This is a genomic window from Rhizobium sp. P40RR-XXII (assembly GCF_012641405.1).
Taxonomy (GTDB): Bacteria; Pseudomonadota; Alphaproteobacteria; order Rhizobiales; family Rhizobiaceae; genus Rhizobium.
This window is the reverse complement of record NZ_JABAII010000004.1, coordinates 77,112-93,292: the sequence shown is the minus strand read 5'-3', so window position 1 is coordinate 93,292 and position 16,181 is coordinate 77,112. Positions and strand designations below refer to the sequence as shown.

The following is a 16,181-nucleotide window of genomic DNA, read 5'->3' as shown; positions in this document are numbered from 1 at the left end:
CCCGGATGAGACGGACGAACCGTCGGGTCACTTCATCCTGGTCCAGCCAGACTTATGCAAACAGAAACCCACCCATCGCGATCTAGGACCCGACAACACAAATCGTTGATATGTCAAGGAAACCGCGTACGGATTGGTGATTTGCTTTCGTGATGGTTTTGGGCATGCGTAATGCCGCTGTGGATCAGTGTGAGGAACCTATCACAAAAATCTGAGGAAATCAATAATTTGCTGCGTGCGCGCCAAAAACGCCACGTTGACCGCCATGCGACCCAACGGCAATGATTCGCTTTCTGCGATATCGACTACACCTTTATCGACGGCCTGTCACGGCCCTCGATCAGTCGCCGCTTCCGGGGTTCGTCGAGAAATACTTCTCGAACTTTCCTTCCTCGCCGTCCATCTCCTTGGCTTCCGGCAGCGGGTCGCGCTTGACCGTGATGTTCGGCCAGATGGCGGCATATTCCGTGTTGATCTTCAGCCACTTGTCGAGGCCCGGCTCCGTATCGGGCTTGATTGCCTCGGCGGGACATTCCGGTTCGCAGACGCCGCAATCGATGCATTCGTCGGGATGGATGACGAGAAAATTCTCGCCTTCGTAGAAGCAGTCAACAGGGCAGACTTCCACGCAATCAGTATATTTGCAGCGGACGCAATTATCGGTCACGACATATGTCATGAAGCACTCCAGGAATGTCTTTAGCCTTCGCGGATGCGCAACCTGGAACGTCGCGCCGTCCCGCGGAGCCGAACGGACAAACGCATGCGCCACACGCAAACGCGCCGCCCGGCTGGTTACCGGCAGGTTGATGGTGAGGTATCGACTTTATCGGCCAATTTCAAGGACAAACAATCTTGAAAGCGGCCCGACACAGGCAGAGTTTTCTAATCGTCGTCCGAGATCAGGCGATCGATTGCACGGCGATCGCGCTTGGTGGGCCTTCCGCTCCCCGGCGCGCGCAGCGCCTGCTCGAACGGGGTGAGGCGTTTTGTCTCATCCGGCGGCGGCGTCAGATCCTCATAGAGCAGCTTGGCTTCCTCGAAAGGTCCCCTGCGCTCGCCGGGCGAACGCACGACGAGGACGATATCCCGGCGCTCCAGCGAGAGCTCGATACGGTCGCCGGCCTTGACGCCGAAACTCGGCTGGGCGATCCGCTCGCCATTCACCCGCACGCTACCCTTCTGAACGTAAAGCTGCGCCAGCGAGCGGGATTTCACCATGCGGGCAAAGAACAGCCATTTGTCGATGCGCTGGCGCGAACCGGAAAATGGCTGTTTCTCGTCCGTCATGGGCTATTTCTTCATCTGCTCCTTGAGGGCAGCGAGCTTGGCGAAAGGAGAATCCGGATCGATCGGCTTTTCCTTGCGCGGCGGCTTGGCTTCGAAGCGCAACGGCTGCGACGCGCCGCGATTGTTGCGATCGTTCCGGTCGTTGCGTTCGCCACGCTCCTGACGATCGCCGCGGTTGCCCTGATGCTGGGGACGGCCGCCCTCGCGGTTGCCGCGCGGTGCCTTGTCGCCGCCGCGATTGTCACGGCCATCGCGACGGTCGCGTCCCTCGCGGTTGCCTTCGCCGGCGCTTGCCTGCTGCTCGCCACCACCACGGCGATTGCCTTGCTGTCCGCGACCCTCGCCCTGCTGGCCGCGACGGTCACCATGACCACGGCCACTCTGGCGCTGCTGATTGTCGCTGCGGCCACCCAGGCGCCAGAGCAGAACCGGCTTCGGCTCCGCGGGCTCGGCGGCAGCTTGCGCAACGGCATCGGTTTCCGCAGCCACCGGGGCGGCCTCAGCCGGCGCATCGACCGGAGCAGCTGGTTCCTGGGAAACGGTCTCTGCTTCCTTAGCCGGCTCTTCAGCTGCGGCATCGGCGTCGTCGTGATCGGCCTTCTCGGCAATGGTCTCCGCAGCCGGTGCCGCGGCGCTCGCCGTTGTATCCTGCTGAGCGAGGAACGCGGTTGCTTCCTCCGCCTTCACGGAATCGGCGCGATAACCGAGACCCTTGAGGATTTCCTCCATGTCCTCGAGCGTTGCGCCGAGGATGGAGAGCATGGCGGTCGTCGTGGTGAAGCGGCGGCCGTCATAAGCGCCTTCCGGGCGCGAAGCCTGGCCGGGCTTCCACTGCAAGAGCGGGCGGATGAGATCCGCCAGGCGCTCGAGAATGTCGATGCGGACCGCGCGCTTGCCGAGAAAGCGGAAACCCGCAAGCTTGTAGAACATGCGCTCATAGCCCGGATCGGTGACGACCGAGGTGCGGCCGGCAGCAAGAACCGGGATCAAATCACCGTAGCCCGGCTTGTCCAGGCCATCGTTCTTCAAGGCCCATAGCAACGTGATGAGCTCGGCCGGAGCCGGCTTCAGCAATGCGGGCACGAAAATATGATAGGCGCCGAAGCGAACGCCGTAGCGGCGCATGGAGGCGCGCGCATCCTGATCGAGCGACTTCACCTCTTCGGTGACGTCGCGTCGGAACAGAACGCCGAGATTCTCCACCAGCTGGAAAGCCAGCCCCTTGGCGAGGCCCTGCAGATCCTCGGCGCGCTGGAGATCGTCGAGCGGCTTCAGGATCGTGCTGATATGATGGTTCACGAAGCGCTCGATGCGCGACGCGACATGATCGCGCGCATTGCCCGTCAGCTGCTCGTCGGCGAGCAGGATGACGCGCGGACGCATGACATGATCGCTCCCCGACAGACGCGCCACGGGATCGCCGAGCCAGCGCACGAGGCCATCGGCGCTGATCGCAAGATCGCTGTTGCCAGCCGCATGCATACGCGCGGCGCGCGCCTCGAATTCCAGCGACAGCGCCTTCTGGGAGGCTGTCTGGACGGCCTTGGCATCCGGCCCCTCGGTTCCCGCAACAGGCGTGAACCGGAATCCGGTCAACTGTCCCACATGATGCCCTTCGACGAAGACATCCCCATTCACACTGATTTCAGCTTCCAGCATCGCATTCTCTCTCAGGCGCTTCATGAGCACAGATGTCCTGCGATCAACAAAGCGTTTCGTCAACCTCTCATGTAACGCGTCGGACAATCGATCTTCGATTTCCCGCGTCTTTTCTTGCCAGTGTGTCGGATCGGCAAGCCAGTCGGGCCGGTTCGACACATAGGTCCAAGTCCTTATCTGCGCGATTCGCGCCGAAAGCGTGTCGATCTCGCCGTCCGTCCGATCGGCGCGATGCACCTGCTCGGCAAGGAAGTCCTCTTTCACCGTGCCATAGCGCACCAGGTCGGAAAAGAGGGTGGCAATGAGATCGGCGTGCTGGGCGGGCGTAATGCGCCGATAGTCGGGAAGCGCGCAGGCCTCCCATAATTTCTCAACCCGAGCCGGGTTGCTGGCAAGATCGACTATCTCCAGATCGCGTGACAAATATTCCAACGCCTGCTGGTCTACCGCAGGCAGCGCCCGCGTCAACCCCTGCACGCGAGGCGCGCCTTCCAAACTGGCGCGCAGCGCCGCGATCGAGGAAAAATCCAAGGCCTTGCTGCGCCACTGCAGCACCTTGACCATGTCGAATTCGTGTCCCTCGATCCGGCGCACCAGCTCGTCGTCGAAAGGATCGACCTGTCCGGTCACCCCGAAGGTGCCGTCCTTCAGATGACGGCCGGCACGGCCGGCGACCTGGCCGAGCTCGGCGGGGTTGAGGTTGCGGAATTGATAGCCGTCGAACTTGCGGTCCTGGGCAAAGGCGACATGATCGACATCAAGATTGAGGCCCATGCCGATTGCATCGGTCGCGACCAGATATTCGACATCGCCGGCCTGGTAGAGCGCCACCTGCGCATTGCGGGTCCGCGGGCTCAAGGCGCCGAGAACAACGGCGGCGCCGCCACGCTGGCGGCGGATGAGCTCCGCGATCGCGTAAACCTCGTCGGCGGAAAAAGCCACGATCGCCGTGCGTTGCGGCAAGCGCGTGATCTTCTTCTGGCCGGCATAGAAAAGATGCGACAGCCGCGGCCGCTCCAGGACGGTGATCCCGGGTAGAAGCTGTTCGAGGATGGGCCGCATCGTGCCGGCACCCAATAGCAGCGTCTCGTCGCGGCCACGCAGGTGCAGGATGCGGTCGGTGAAGATATGGCCGCGCTCGAGATCGCCGGCAAGCTGAACCTCGTCGATGGCAACGAAGGAGGCACGCGTCTCGCGCGGCATGGCTTCGACGGTGCAGACCGAAAAGCGGGCGTTGGGCGGCGATATTTTTTCCTCGCCCGTGACAAGCGCGACATGCTGGGCGCCGACCTTTTCGACGACACGCGTATAGACCTCGCGCGCCAGCAGCCGCAGCGGCAGGCCGATCACGCCGCTGCCGTGCGCCACCATGCGTTCGATGGCATAATGGGTCTTGCCGGTATTGGTCGGTCCGAGCACCGCGGTCACGCCGCGTCCGCTCAGGATCATGGGCTGCAAAGTCTGTGTCATTGGTCCGTGCGTGGGCGAGAAACCACCGTCTTTCGATCAGCAAGTTCCCCAAGGAGGAAACGAAGAGATGACGACCATATGCGACAAAGGCAAGGCCTGAATAAAAAAACAGCCGTGGCAACAATCGATTTCACTATCGGCAGCCTCAACCAGAAGTTACATGCGTCCTGCATCTCATGCGAGTCCTGACGATTCCGGAACAGCTTGAGAACGAATCGGAGACGAATCGCTGACTCACCACCGTTCTTTTTTTGTTCACTACAACATATGGATTTCAACGAAAAGATTCACACCAAATGCTGAATCTCGCTTCTACGCCTTTTCCACGAGAAAAGGAGTCAAGTGTTGAATCTGAAGTCGGCGAAAATCGGCGCTTTTCATGGTTAATTATCTGTAAATTATGTAATTTTTCGGAATGGCGTTATTTGCGTTAAGATTCGGGTCAAAGCCGGAACGAATCGGCGACGAATCGCTATTCCAGCTCAATTCTGTCTTTGTTCCATACAATATCTAGCGTTTCCTCGACCAAAACACACAGGACTCTGCATGGTTGAGCCCGCAAGTCCGGCCGAATCAGGAATTGTGATCAATCTTTCAATGGGCGCAGATATAATGAGCTTCCAAATACACGCATAAGCTGTTCTCATCGTTATATCGATCGAGGCCGGAGCGAATCGGATTTCACGGCTACATAGTTGTATTTCGCCAGGACAGCATCGGAACATGGAAAGCGGCACGGACCCAGAACGTTGTTCGCGGCCCATTCCGCGCGAGCCGATCAAAGCATGAAGGCCATTCTGCGCACACCCGCCTACCACCGGATTTCGCTCGGCCCGCACGTCGGCACCCTACAGGAAGACCTTAACGTTAACCAAAGTCCAAACGCAGAACGAATCGCCGACGAATCACGGACACGTTTCCTTTCTCGTTTCGTTCACCGCAACATATTGTATTTTAATCATATTTTAACCATAAGAATGGATCGCGACCCTCTCTCCGCCCCCCGCATCGCGCAGTCGCGTTAACGTTTGGCCGATCGCGGCGCCGCCGGGATCCGAGCATTTTTATTTCTTAGCCGGAACAATTTTCGGCGATGCAAGTTTCTATCTGCAGAATTGAGGAACTCCGCGCATTTACTAGGGAACCGATTTGAGCTGGAGTCGCTGAAGCATGGTGCCGGATTGAACGACATTGCCGGTGCTATTCAAGCGATGGACATGGAGGAGACATATCATGCTTGGTACGGTATTGCTTGTCATACTGATTCTGCTGCTGATCGGCGCGCTGCCCAGCTGGGGTTACAGCCGGGCATGGGGGTACGGCCCATCAGGCGGTCTCGGGCTTGTTCTCGTCATTGTTCTCATTTTGCTATTGATGGGGCGGATTTGATCCGCGGGTCAATGTTCAAACGTCACAACACCAGGGAGCTAACACCATGAAGAAGATCATCGTCGCGATCGCCCTTGTCGGCGCTTTGGCGTCATGCACGGCAACGGAAAAAGGGACTGCCATCGGTGCTGGCACCGGCGCCCTGATCGGCGGCGTGGCCACCCATAGCTGGGGTGGCGCGGCAGTCGGCGCCGTCGCCGGCGGCGTCGTCGGCAATCTTATCGGACGCTCCCATGAGCGCCGTGGCTATTGCATCTATCGCGACCGGTATGGCCATCGCTACGAGGCCCGTTGCCGCTAAGGCTTGACCCGTTCGTGACCGACCGCACCGCGGCCGGTCACGAACATCGGGCCATTGGAGGCTCTGAAAGCCGGAGTTTCTGAAAGAATCCTCCTCCCGCGCGTTTGGTTGCGGGAAGGAAGCAGTGTTTTGAGAAAGGAACGGCACCATGGCCGCAATCATCGCAAGCATTGCAGCACTCGCGCTTATCGGCACCACTTTTTACGCGCTTGGAAGCGCGGCAAGAGCGCGAGACAAGGAGAAAAAGCGGCTAGCATTGGAAGCCGTCATCCTGGAATTCAAGCCTCGGCAGCGACAGCAGGCAAACTCAGGCCGAGGATGATGCCGGGCCGGCACTTCCGTCTATCCGGCAATCCTGCCCATGATGCGAACGGCCAAGAGCGGAGCAGCTCTTTACGGAAGTTCCGAACCGCTCTCTCCCATTGTTTCTACGCAATTTCCGACGGAAGACTGCCGCGCACCTTCCTGGAACTGCTTTAGACGAAGAACTGGCCGCCGTTGGCTGTTATCGTCGATCCCGTGATGAAACCGGCGTCGTCACTGGCAAGAAAGACGGCTATGCGGGCGATTTCCTCGGGCTCGCCCAGGCGTCCCACCGGGATCTGCGGGATGATACGCTCGGTCAGCACCTTTTCCGGCACCGCCAGCACCATTTCCGTGCCGATATAACCGGGGCAAATGGCATTGACGGTGATGTTCTTGGCGGCCCCCTCTTGGGCAAGCGCCTTGGTGAAGCCGAGATCGCCGGCCTTGGCGGCGGAGTAGTTCGCCTGCCCCATCTGCCCCTTCTGACCATTGATCGATGAGATGTTGATCACGCGGCCGAAGCTGCGATCGCGCATGCCCTGCCAGACATGATGGGTCATGTTGAACAGGCCGCTGAGGTTCGTATTGATGACCTCGTGCCATTGCTGCGGCGTCATCTTGTGGAACATGGCGTCACGGGTAATGCCGGCATTGTTGACCAGGACCTCGACATGTCCGAGATCATGCTCGACCTTGGCGATGCCCTTGCCGCAGGCTTCGTAATCGGTGACATCCCATTTATGGACGGCGATGCCGGTCACATCGTGGAACGCCCGGGCTTTCTCGTCGTTGCCGGCATAGGTTGCCGCCACCTTGTAACCCGCATTATGCAGCGCCATCGAAATGGCCGCTCCGATGCCGCGTGTGCCCCCGGTTACCAATGCCACTCTGCTCATGTGCCACTCCCCTTTGTTGCTGCGGAGACGAGACGCCCGAAGGCCGGGTCGCCGGCTCCGCTTTCACCACTTCTTCTGGAAAACTCCTTTCAAGACGCCTTAAAGCGCCTCGAAGCACATGGCGACGCCCATGCCCCCGCCGATGCACAGCGTGGCGAGCCCCTTGCGGGCGCCGCGGCGCTTCATTTCGAACAGCAGCGTATTGAGAACGCGGGCTCCGGAGGCGCCGATGGGATGGCCGATGGCGATCGCACCGCCGTTGACGTTGACGATCGACGTATCCCAGCCGAGATCCTTATTGACGGCGCAAGCCTGGGCGGCGAACGCCTCGTTGGCTTCGACGAGATCGAGGTCTGCGACGGACCAGCCCGCCTTTTCCAGCGCCTTGCGCGAGGCCGGGATCGGCCCGGTGCCCATGATCTGCGGATCGACGCCGGCGGTTGCCCAGGACACGATGCGCGCAAGCGGTTGAATGCCGCGGCGCGAGGCTTCCGTCTCGGTCATCAGCACGGCGGCAGCGGCGCCGTCATTGAGGCCGGAAGCGTTGCCGGCAGTGACCGTGCCTTCCTTGTCGAAGGCCGGGCGCAGCTTCGCCATGCCGTCCATCGACGCGCCATGGCGGATATATTCGTCGGCATCGACCGTGACGTTGCCCTTGCGCGCCTGGATGGTGAAAGGGATGATCTCGTCGGTGAACCGGCCGGCCTTCTGCGCGGCTTCCGCCTTGTTCTGGGAGGAAACGGCAAACTGATCCTGTTCCTCGCGCGAAAGCTGCCACTGCCGCGCGATGTTTTCAGCCGTAATGCCCATGTGATAGCCGTAAAAAGCATCCGTCAGGCCATCCTTGATCATGGTGTCGATCATCTTCATGTCGCCCATCTTGGTGCCGGAGCGAAGGTTTGCCGCATGCGGCGCCATCGACATGGATTCCTGGCCGCCGGCGACGATGATCTTCGCGTCGCCGGTGGCGATCTGCTGCAGGCCGAGCGCGACGGCGCGCAGGCCGGAGCCGCAAAGCTGGTTGACGCCCCAGGCGGTCGCTTCCTGCGGGATGCCGGCCTTCATCGCGGCCTGGCGGGCCGGGTTCTGTCCTTCGCCGGCCTGAAGCACCTGACCGAGGATCACTTCGTCGACTTCCTTGGCATCGACGCCGGCGCGCTCCAGCGCGCCCTTGATCGCGGCCGCGCCGAGCTCATGAGCCGGAACGGTCGCGAACGCGCCGTTGAACGAGCCGACCGCGGTGCGGGCCGCGCTGGCGACAACGATGGATGAACTGCTCATGGAAGCCTCCTCAGGAAATGAACGTGTATATGAGGCGAAACTGTCAAAGCTTTGCGCTGGAGTCAAATTGCAAGAATTTCCCGCGTACAGATTTCATGAAGCCGTCGTTGCCCGCTGGAAATCCAACCAAGGATTGGGCTTGCCGCATCGCACAAAGCGATTGTCACCAAGCTTCTTTTGCGTCTACACTCAGCAGTGGAGGAGTATTCCATACAATCAGACGGGGCCAGGAGACTGATAATGGCAAAGACTGAGGGCCAGATCGTAATCAAGAAATATGCGAATCGCCGCCTATACAATACCGGTACCAGCACCTACGTGACGCTGGACGACCTGGCGGAGATGGTGAAGAAAGGCGAGGAATTCACTGTCCAGGATGCCAAGAGCGGTGAAGACATTACGCATTCGGTCCTGACGCAAATTATTTTCGAGCAGGAATCAAAGACCGGCAACACGCTGCTGCCGATTTCCTTCCTCCGGCAGCTTATCGGCTATTACGGCGACCAGATGCAGATGGTTGTCCCAAGCTTCCTTGAGCATTCGATGCGCTCCTTCACGGAGCAGCAAACGCAGATGCGCGAGCAGATCAATCGCGCCTTTGGCGAAACACCGCTCGGCAAGAATCTTCAGCTGCCCATACAGATGGTCGAGGAGCAGGTCCGCCGCAACACCGAAATGTTCCAGCAGGCCATGCAGATGTTCTCGCCATTCATGAAGCCGCCGGCCAAGGAGAGCCGCAAGGCCGAAGCCAAGGATATCGACGAGCTGAAGGAACAACTCCGCGCCATGCAGAGCAAGCTGGATAGCCTGTGAAATAAGGCAATGCGCCTATGAACGCTCGGAGAGGGTTCACTCCCTCTGTTCCGAAAGGGACAGAGGGCATCAGAGCTTCGGCGCACAAACAGGCACCTTTTCATCCACCCCGATCACAACGAAAAAAGGCCTGCAAAACGCCAGCCTTTAATTCATGCCACCAAGGCAGCGCTTGATTATGCGCTTTCCTTGGGCGTCAGAACCTGGCGACCGCGATACATGCCGGTCTTCAGGTCGATGTGATGCGGGCGACGCAGTTCGCCGGAGTTCTTGTCTTCGACGTAGGTCGAAGCCTTCAGGGCGTCAGCAGAGCGGCGCATACCGCGCTTGGACGGGCTCGTTTTTCTCTTCGGTACAGCCATTCTCGTTACTCCATGTACGGACGAAACATATCCGCGGCCAGCAAGGCGGCCGAAACAGACATGCATCAATTTCGGAAATTGGGCCGGCTTATACATGGCTTACCGGGCTTTGACCAGTCCCTAGTAGCATTTTTTCCCGGCGCGCTTGATTCGGACATATCGACGCCGAATTAGGCGGTCAGGCCTCGTCCTCCGGCACCGTCCACGTTTCCTTCAGCGCCGCTTCCTCCCATTTCTTCCAGGCAGGCAGGGCTTTCATGACGGCCATATAGTCCTTCGTATCGGTAGAGACGGCAATATCATACCGCTCCAGGCGACTGACGACCGGAGCGAACATGGCATCGGCTCCGGAGAATGCCCCGAACAGGAAGGGACCGCCGGAGCGGGAACGCGCCTCACGCCAGATGGCCTCGATGCGCACTACATCCTCCATCACTCCCTCCGGCAGGTTGAGGCGACTCACGGGGCGACGCATGTGCATCGGGCAGGCATTGCGCAAGGCGCTGAAGCCAGAAAGCATCTCCATGCTATAGGATCGCGCCAGCGCGCGGGCCTGCCGATCCCTGGGCAGAAGACCGGCATCGGGAAAAAGTTCGGCCGCATACTCGATGATGGCGAGCGACTCCCAGACCTTGAAGCCGTCATGCACCAGCATCGGCACCTTGCCCGTCGGCGAAACCTCGCGAATATTTGGATTGCCCGCCGGAAAATCGAAGGGGATAAGCACCTCCTCGAACGCTATGCCGCAGCCTTCGAGCGCGATCCATGGCCGAAACGACCAGGAGGAATAGTTCTTGTTGCCGATATAGAGTGTCAGCTTGCTCACGATCTTGTTCCCTTTTGGCGTCGGAACTCGAAGGTCAGGAGTTCCTCGAAATGGTTCTTGTCCTCGAACGCGCGGAAGGCCGGCGTCACCCGCCCATACGTCATGGCCGAGAATGCCAGACGATGGTCAACCAATCGAACGACAAGTGTTGATCTCAATCATAAAGGCATTTGATGTATGCGTCGGCATTCCTCGCGCGGCGCTGGATCAGCGAGGCGAGCTGGCCGAGCCCGCGCCCCGGCTTGCCCGCCACCCGATCGATCGGATTGGGAAGCGAGACGGCGAGAAGTGCTGCCTGGCGTGCCGTGAGCTTGGAGGGCGGCACCTTGAAATGGTAGCGCGCCGCGGCCTCGATACCGTAGATGCCCGGCCCCCATTCGGCGACGTTCAGATAGATCTCCATCATTCGGCGCTTCGACCATACGGCGGAAGCGGAGACCGCAAGCGGCAATTCCAACGTCTTGCGCACGAAGGAGCGGCTGTTCCAGAGAAACAGGTTCTTCACTGTCTGCATCGGGATCGTACTGCCGCCGCGCGTGGACTTGCCGCGCAGCGTCTCCTGGACCAGCATCCGCATCTCGCTCCAATCGACGCCGCCGTGGTAACAGAATTGTCCGTCCTCGGAGACCAGGACGGATTTCACCAGCACCGGCGCGATTTTATCCAGCGGCACCCAGCGACGGTCGTATCCCTGAAGGGTGACGGCATCCCCAATCATCAGGGTGGAAACAGGGTGGATGAACGGCAGCACATAGACGACGATGAAGAAGTACGGCAGCAGCAAAAGGCCGATCAGGACGAGAATGATGCGCTGCCAAAGCGGACGGTCTCTGAAGCGCGCCAACAGGGAGGAGCGTTGCGGCACCTCGGCTTCCTCCCCCTCATTGTCCGTCGATATGTCCAAATGTCTGACGTCCACAGCCGCTCCATCCCGGTATACCCCTTAATGTATCCGGGAAACGCTTTGATGCTGCATTCGTCATACCGTCTACACAAAGCGATGACCAGAGTGCGGCGCAATTCCCCATCCGGCTGTTGACAATTCCCGTTGCCAGCAACCGCCTCTCATGCCAAACAGCGGCCATGGACAGCACCGAAACCCCATTCGAACAGCGCCTCCGGCACAATGCCGGCAAGGTCGAAGCCATGCTGAACCGGCTTCTCGGCGATGCCGGCCTCGACGACGAGATCGTCCGCCCTGCCCGGCTTCTGAATGCGATGCGTCACGGCGTCCTGAACGGCGGCAAGCGGCTGCGGCCCTTCCTCGTCATGGAAACCTCGGCGCTTCTCGGCGGCAATGCCGAGGCCGCTCTAAGGGTCGGCGCCGCGCTCGAATGCGTGCACTGCTATTCCCTCGTCCATGACGATCTGCCCGCCATGGACGACGACGACCTGCGCCGCGGCCAGCCGACGGTGCACATCGCCTTCGATTACGCAACGGCGATCCTGGCGGGCGACAGCCTGCTGACCTATGCCTTCGACATCATCGCGGCGCCTGAAACGGAGCTGCCTGCGGACAGGAAAATGACGCTCGTGCTGGCGCTGTCACGCGCCGCCGGCATCGGCGGCATGGCCGGTGGGCAGGCGCTCGATCTCGCCGCGGAGAAGGAGGCGCCGGATGAAAGTGGCATCACCACGCTGCAGGCGATGAAGACGGGCGCGCTGATCCGCTTTGCCTGCGAGGCCGGCGCCATCATCTCGGGCGCCCCAGCCGAAGACCGCAAGCGCCTTCGCACGTTCGGCGAAAAGATCGGCCTTGCCTTCCAGCTTGCCGACGATCTTCTCGACCTGACAGCCGACGCCGCCACCATGGGCAAGGCAACCGGCAAGGATGCCGCCCGCGGCAAGGGAACGCTCGTGGGCCTGCGCGGTCAGGAATGGGCCGAGGCGACGCTCGCAAGGCTGGTAATGGAAGCAGCCGAGCTGCTGTCCGGCTATGGCGACAACGCAAATATCCTGACAGAAACCGCGGGCTTCGTCGCAAACCGCAAGAGCTGAGGTTTGCCCATCAGGTACGGTACTGGCTGATGGCGGGCGGCTATCTTTCGCTAGGCATCGGCTCCTGGGCGCGGAAACCTGTCGAACCAGGATAGCGACACGTGCCTGCCAGCCATTCAGCTCGGGCCATCCATTCAGCTCGGGAATGTCACCATCACAAGAATCCATGGCGTTGCCGGGTGATTTCCGCTGCATTCTATGACACATTCCCGTGCCGTTTCGGCCTGTAGACGTGGAATTCTTCGCGCCGGGCCGACGACCCCAGGAATAGTCTCCATGCGCGAAATGCTTGCCTATCTGCCGCACATCCTGCCGGCCTATATCGCTTACATCGTTGCCGTCATCAGTCCCGGTCCCGCCATCATGGCCATTATCGGCACGTCAATGACCCATGGCCGCAAGGCCGGCATGACCCTGGCGCTCGGCATTTTCGGGGGATCGCTGACTTGGGCGACGGCTGCCGCGGCGGGCCTTGCCACGCTGCTGCAGACCTATGCGTTGGCGCTGGAGGTTCTGAAGATCTTCGGCGGCCTCTATCTGCTTTATCTCGCCTACAAGGCGTTTCGCGCCGTTCGTGCCAGCGGCGAGCTGCCGACCGCTGCCGAGGGGCCGAAAACACCCGGCTTCAAATCGCTGATCCTGCGCGGCTACGGCATCCACGTCACCAATCCGAAGGCCATCTTCGCCTGGCTCGCCATCATCGCGCTCGGCATGCCGCAGGGCGCGCCGGGCTCGGTCGCGATGCTGATCATCGCCGTCTGCGGCGTGACCGGTTTCGTGGTGTTCATGGGCTATGCGATCCTGTTTTCGACGCCGCACGCGCTGAAAATCTATCGCAATGCGCGGCGCTGGATCGAGGGCGCCATGGCCGGCTTCTATTGCTTCGCCGGCATCAAGCTACTGACGAGCAATATATAATCCGAGCCTAGAGCTGTTCAGTTTTCACGGAATCTCTGAACTGCGGCGGATCACTCCGCCGCGACATTCTTCTGGCCGAACCGCTTCTCGATATAATCGGTCACCAGCGCCTCGAAATCGGAGGCGATGTTCGGGCCACGCAGCGTCATGGCCTTCTGGCCGTCGATGAAGACCGGGGCGGCCGGCGTTTCGCCCGTACCGGGCAGCGAAATGCCGATATCGGCATGCTTGCTTTCGCCGGGGCCGTTGACGATGCAGCCCATCACGGCGACGTTGAGCGCTTCCACGCCCGGATATTTCTCGCGCCAGACCGGCATGTTCTTGCGGATGTCGTTCTGGATGTTCTGCGCCAGTTCCTGGAAGACGGTCGATGTCGTGCGGCCGCAGCCGGGACAAGCCGCGACGACGGGGATGAACTGGCGGAAGCCCATAACCTGCAGCAGTTCCTGCGCCACCTGCACTTCGCGGGTGCGGTCGCCATTCGGCTCCGGCGTCAGGGACACGCGGATCGTGTCGCCGATGCCGTGCTGCAGCACATATCCCATGGCGGCCGACGAGGCGACGATGCCCTTGGAGCCCATGCCGGCCTCGGTGAGCCCCAAATGCAGCGCATGGTCGGAACGCTCCGACAGCATGGAATAGACGGCGATCAGGTCCTGCACCTGGCTGACCTTGGCCGAGAGGATGATACGGTTGCGCGGCAGGCCGATTTCCTCGGCAAGATCGGCCGAGATCAGCGCCGACTGCACGATGGTCTCGCGCGTCACCTGCCGGGCCGACAGCGGCGAGCCTTCGGCGGCGTTCTTGTCCATCAGCGCGGTCAGCAAATCCTGATCGAGCGAGCCCCAATTGACGCCGATGCGCACCGGCTTGTCGTAGCGGATCGCCATCTCGATGATTTCGGCGAACTGCTTGTCCTTCTTGTCCTTGAAGCCGACATTGCCCGGATTGATGCGATATTTCGCCAGCGCCTCGGCGCAGGCTGGGTGGTCGGCGAGCAGCTTGTGGCCGATATAATGAAAGTCGCCGATCAGCGGCACGTCCATGCCGAGACGCAGCAGCCGCTCGCGGATCTTCGGCACGGCGGCGGCGCTTTCATCGCGATCGACGGTGATGCGCACGAGTTCCGAGCCGGCTTTGAAAAGGGCGGCGACCTGCGCCACGGTCGAATCGATATCGGCCGTGTCGGTATTGGTCATGGACTGCACGACGACGGGAGCACCGCCGCCGACGATCACGCCGCCGACATCGACGGCAACGGAGGAACGGCGCGGTTTCGGATCGAAATCGGTGGCGGACGACATGGAAAGCTCTCGCAGGCCTCGAAAATGGGTGCCTTTCAGGTGGATCACGAAACGGTCGTTGTCAACCGCCGCGGCAATCTCTTTTGATCGGACGGGACCCACCCGTTAGCGAGCAAAAGCGACGAAATTAATGCTCGCTCTCGCCGATGCCGTCGGCGTAGCGTGCGAGAGACGAGAACGCCAACACGACGAGCAGCAGCACCGGCAGCGCCATCAGGACCGGCGAGAAGCCGACATGCTCGGCGGCAAAGCCAATGGCCGAAGGTGCGACCAGCATGCCGGAATAGCCGAGCGTGGTCACGACCGAAATGCCGATGCCGGGCTGCAGCCCCGGAATGTTGCCGGCGGCGGAAAAGGCGATCGGCACCATGTTGGAGATGCCGATGCCGCAGAGCGCAAAGCCGAGGATGGCAATTTCAGCATTTGGCGCCAGCGCCGCCGTCAGCATGCCGATAATGGCAAAGACCGTGCAGACGCGCAGCGTGCGTACCGCCCCCAGCCAGTCGCGGACGAAATCGCCGGCAAAGCGCATAGTCGCCATGGTGGCCGAGAAGGCAGCGAAGCCGAAGCCGGAAAGCGCCACCGACGCTCCCTTTTCCTGGCCGAGATAAAGTGCGCTCCAATCGAGCACAGCGCCTTCCGGCACCATGCAGAACAGCGCGACGATGCCGAGCAGCCAGGGCAGCGGGATCATCGGCAGCTTTGCCTTCGGCTTGGTCTCGTCGGGATGCGGCTGATCGCCGAAAACCATCGGCCAGGCAACAACCAGAAAAAGAACAGCTAGAACCGTCGAGGCCTCGGCGTGGCCGAGAACGCCCAGGCGCGAGATCAGCAGACCGCCGATCGCCGATCCTAACAGGCCACCCAGGCTCCAGAAGGCATGGCAGGAGGACATGATCGCCCGGCGCATGGATTTTTCCACCGACACGGCATTGGCGTTCATCGCCACGTCCATGGCGCCGATGAAGCCACCGAAGAGGAAGAGCGAGATCGCCGCGGTCCAGACATTCGGCGCCAGCGTAAGCGCCAGGATCATCGGCAGCAGCAGCACCGCAAACGCGCGCATGACGACGCGCGAGCCGCGCTCGGCGATCTGCGCACCGGCAAGCGGCATCATGACGAGCGAGCCGACGCCGAAGACGAGGATCATCAGGCCGAGCTCGAATTTCGTCAGTTGCAGCCGCTCGGCGAATTCGGGAATTTTCGGCGCCCAGCAGCCGACCATGAAGCCGTTCAGCAGGAACATCAACGACACGGCCGCGCGCGGTTTTGTGAAGAATCCGCTCCTTTTCGCCTCAAGACCCTCCAATCGCGTCATATCGTCCATGAAAATTCCTCCCAATCGGTGTCGCAGTCTATTTAAATCGA

The 16,181-nt window shown here is 60.8% G+C and carries 15 protein-coding genes; 5 read left to right on the top strand and 10 right to left on the bottom strand.

Annotation, left to right across the window (positions count from 1 at the left end; all coding sequences use genetic code 11):
- Positions 1-340: 340 nt before the first annotated feature.
- The 3 genes from fdxA to HGP16_RS09280 all read right to left on the bottom strand — a co-directional run bounded on the left by fdxA (position 341) and on the right by HGP16_RS09280 (position 4,419).
- The gene (gene fdxA / locus HGP16_RS09290) at positions 341-679 is read right to left on the bottom strand and encodes a ferredoxin FdxA (protein ID WP_168839730.1); all 339 of its coding nucleotides are present in this window, start codon (positions 677-679) and stop codon (positions 341-343) included.
- 206 nt (positions 680-885) lie between these two features.
- Positions 886-1,290, bottom strand: coding sequence for an RNA-binding S4 domain-containing protein (locus tag HGP16_RS09285; RefSeq protein WP_168839729.1), 405 nt, complete (start codon positions 1,288-1,290; stop codon positions 886-888).
- Between the two features lie 3 nt (positions 1,291-1,293).
- The gene (locus HGP16_RS09280) at positions 1,294-4,419 is read right to left on the bottom strand and encodes a helicase-related protein (RefSeq protein WP_168839728.1); all 3,126 of its coding nucleotides are present in this window, start codon (positions 4,417-4,419) and stop codon (positions 1,294-1,296) included.
- Positions 4,420-5,652: 1,233 nt separating this feature from the next.
- Between HGP16_RS09280 and HGP16_RS09275 the strand changes: the two genes are divergently transcribed.
- Together HGP16_RS09275 and HGP16_RS09270 are read left to right on the top strand one after the other, a co-directional pair.
- Entirely contained in the window at positions 5,653-5,808 is a 156-nt protein-coding gene (locus HGP16_RS09275; protein ID WP_075853478.1) for a DUF3309 family protein, read from the top strand.
- A 46-nt stretch (positions 5,809-5,854) separates the two neighbouring features.
- Entirely contained in the window at positions 5,855-6,109 is a 255-nt protein-coding gene (locus HGP16_RS09270) for a YMGG-like glycine zipper-containing protein (RefSeq protein WP_112341591.1), read from the top strand.
- Between the two features lie 476 nt (positions 6,110-6,585).
- On the opposite strand, the gene phbB is transcribed toward HGP16_RS09270, so the two are convergent.
- Together phbB and HGP16_RS09260 are read right to left on the bottom strand one after the other, a co-directional pair.
- Positions 6,586-7,311: an acetoacetyl-CoA reductase gene (phbB, locus tag HGP16_RS09265; protein ID WP_168839727.1), complete on the bottom strand. Its 726-nt coding sequence runs from the start codon at positions 7,309-7,311 to the stop codon at positions 6,586-6,588.
- Between the two features lie 99 nt (positions 7,312-7,410).
- Positions 7,411-8,592, bottom strand: coding sequence for an acetyl-CoA C-acetyltransferase (locus tag HGP16_RS09260; RefSeq protein ID WP_168839726.1), 1,182 nt, complete (start codon positions 8,590-8,592; stop codon positions 7,411-7,413).
- Between the two features lie 240 nt (positions 8,593-8,832).
- On the opposite strand from HGP16_RS09260, the gene phaR reads away from it, so the two are divergent.
- Entirely contained in the window at positions 8,833-9,405 is a 573-nt protein-coding gene (gene phaR, locus HGP16_RS09255; RefSeq protein WP_168839725.1) for a polyhydroxyalkanoate synthesis repressor PhaR, read from the top strand.
- A 176-nt stretch (positions 9,406-9,581) separates the two neighbouring features.
- Here phaR and rpmF read toward each other — a convergent pair whose 3' ends face one another.
- The 3 genes from rpmF to mtgA all read right to left on the bottom strand — a co-directional run bounded on the left by rpmF (position 9,582) and on the right by mtgA (position 11,497).
- A complete protein-coding gene (gene rpmF, locus HGP16_RS09250; protein ID WP_006724402.1) occupies positions 9,582-9,767 on the bottom strand; it encodes a 50S ribosomal protein L32 in 186 nt (61 codons plus the stop codon).
- A gap of 178 nt (positions 9,768-9,945) precedes the next feature.
- Positions 9,946-10,593: a glutathione S-transferase family protein gene (locus HGP16_RS09245; protein ID WP_168839724.1), complete on the bottom strand. Its 648-nt coding sequence runs from the start codon at positions 10,591-10,593 to the stop codon at positions 9,946-9,948.
- A gap of 154 nt (positions 10,594-10,747) precedes the next feature.
- Entirely contained in the window at positions 10,748-11,497 is a 750-nt protein-coding gene (gene mtgA / locus HGP16_RS09240; RefSeq protein ID WP_409526828.1) for a monofunctional biosynthetic peptidoglycan transglycosylase, read from the bottom strand.
- Positions 11,498-11,676: 179 nt separating this feature from the next.
- On the opposite strand from mtgA, the gene HGP16_RS09235 reads away from it, so the two are divergent.
- Together HGP16_RS09235 and HGP16_RS09230 are read left to right on the top strand one after the other, a co-directional pair.
- Positions 11,677-12,591, top strand: a complete 915-nt coding sequence (locus tag HGP16_RS09235) for a polyprenyl synthetase family protein (protein WP_168839723.1) — start codon at positions 11,677-11,679, stop codon at positions 12,589-12,591.
- A gap of 276 nt (positions 12,592-12,867) precedes the next feature.
- Positions 12,868-13,509 carry a LysE family translocator gene (locus HGP16_RS09230; protein WP_168839722.1) on the top strand — a complete coding sequence of 214 codons (642 nt, stop codon included), beginning with the start codon at positions 12,868-12,870 and terminating at the stop codon, positions 13,507-13,509.
- Between the two features lie 50 nt (positions 13,510-13,559).
- Here HGP16_RS09230 and ispG read toward each other — a convergent pair whose 3' ends face one another.
- Positions 13,560-14,813: a flavodoxin-dependent (E)-4-hydroxy-3-methylbut-2-enyl-diphosphate synthase gene (gene ispG / locus HGP16_RS09225; protein WP_168839721.1), complete on the bottom strand. Its 1,254-nt coding sequence runs from the start codon at positions 14,811-14,813 to the stop codon at positions 13,560-13,562.
- Positions 14,814-14,940: 127 nt separating this feature from the next.
- Positions 14,941-16,140, bottom strand: a complete 1,200-nt coding sequence (locus HGP16_RS09220) for an MFS transporter (RefSeq protein WP_168839720.1) — start codon at positions 16,138-16,140, stop codon at positions 14,941-14,943.
- Positions 16,141-16,181 lie beyond the last annotated feature (41 nt).